The sequence below is a fragment of the Pseudomonas sp. Nvir genome (assembly GCF_963778085.1).
GTDB lineage: Bacteria > Pseudomonadota > Gammaproteobacteria > Pseudomonadales > Pseudomonadaceae > Aquipseudomonas > Aquipseudomonas juntendi.
On sequence record NZ_CAVZVN010000016.1, the window covers coordinates 1 to 1,593 of the forward strand.

The window sequence follows — 1,593 nt, forward strand, 5'->3', positions numbered from 1 at the left end:
ATCTTTACTGAGCACGGCCAGGTCGGCGAGCTGGCCTGCCTTGATCTGCCCCTTTTGGTTCTGTTCGCTGGAGAACCACGCACTGCCCTGGGTCCAGAGCATCAGGGCGGTATCGCGATCCAGACGGGCGCTGTGGTCATACATCTGCATCCCGCCAACGGTACGGCCGGAGACCAGCCAGTAGAGCGCGGTCCATGGGTTGTAGCTGGCGACGCGGGTGGCGTCCGTTCCTAAGCCCACAGGCACGCCGGCTTCGAGCATTTTCGCCACCGGTGGCGTATGGCGGGTGGCTTCGATGCCGTAACGTTCGGCAAAGTATTCACCCTGGAAGGCCATACGGTGCTGGACGGCAATGCCGCCGCCCAGGGCTTTGATGCGGTCGATGTTGGCCTGGGTGACAGTTTCCGCATGGTCGAAGAACCAGTGCAGTCCGTTGAACGGGATATCGCGGTTCACCTTCTCGAACACGTCCAGCATGCGGCTGATGGATTCGTTATAAGTGGCGTGCAGGCGGAACGGCCAGCGGTGCTCCACCAGATGGCGCACCACGCGCTCCAGCTCGTCCTCCATGCCCGGCGCGAGGTCCGGGCGAGGTTCGAGGAAATCTTCAAAATCGGCGGCGGAGAAGACCAGCATCTCGCCCGCGCCGTTGTGGCGGAAGAAGTCACTGCCCTGGCCCGGCGTGAGCATGTCGGTCCATTTTTCAAAGTCTTCCAGTTCGTGGCCTGGGCGCTGGGTAAAGAGGTTATAGGCGATGCGGATGGTCATCTGCTTTTTATCGTGCAGCTCGGCAATCACCTCGTAATCTTCCGGATAGTTCTGGAAGCCACCACCCGCGTCGATGGCGCTGGTCAGCCCCAGACGGTTCAGCTCGCGCATGAACTGACGGGTGGAGTTGACCTGTTGATCCAGCGGCAGCTTCGGCCCTTTGGCCAGTGTGGCGTAGAGGATCATGGCGTTCGGACGGGCAATCAGCATCCCGGTCGGGTTGCCCCTGGCATCGCGCTGGATCTCACCACCCGGCGGATTTGGCGTGTCTTTGGTGTAGCCGACCACCTTCAGCGCGGCGCGGTTGAGCAGGGCGCGGTCGTACAGGTGCAGAATGAAGACCGGGGTGTCCGGCGCCGCGTCGTTAATTTCGTCCAGGGTCGGCATGCGACGCTCGGCGAACTGGAACTCGGTCCAGCCGCCCACCACGCGCACCCACTGGGGCGACGGCGTGCGCAGAGCCTGCTCTTTCAGCATCCGCAGGGCATCGGCCAGCGATGGCACACCTTCCCAGCGCAGCTCGAGGTTGTAGTTCAGCCCACCGCGAATCAGGTGGAGGTGGGAGTCGTTCAGGCCGGGAATGGCGGTGTGGCCTTTTAAATCCACCACTTTAGTGCCGTCGCAGTGGTGTTGCATCACCTCGGCGACGGTACCCACTTCCAGAAATTGCCCGTCGCGCACGGCGACGGCTTCCGCGACAGGGTTCTCGCGATCGACGGTATGAAACTGGCCATTAACCAGAATAAGATCGGCTTTACCGAGGGTAACCATAACTGCTCCTGACTGAGAGGGGAATGGTCAGGATTATGGGAACCGGTTTCGGCA

At 61.7% G+C, this 1,593-nt stretch carries 1 protein-coding gene; it reads right to left on the bottom strand.

Going from position 1 to position 1,593, the window contains the following annotated elements; translation table 11 throughout:
- Window positions 1-1,539: amidohydrolase (locus AACG97_RS00165; protein ID WP_338463219.1), on the bottom strand; the 1,539-nt coding region annotated here is incomplete at its 3' end.
- Window positions 1,540-1,593: the final 54 nt, after the last annotated feature.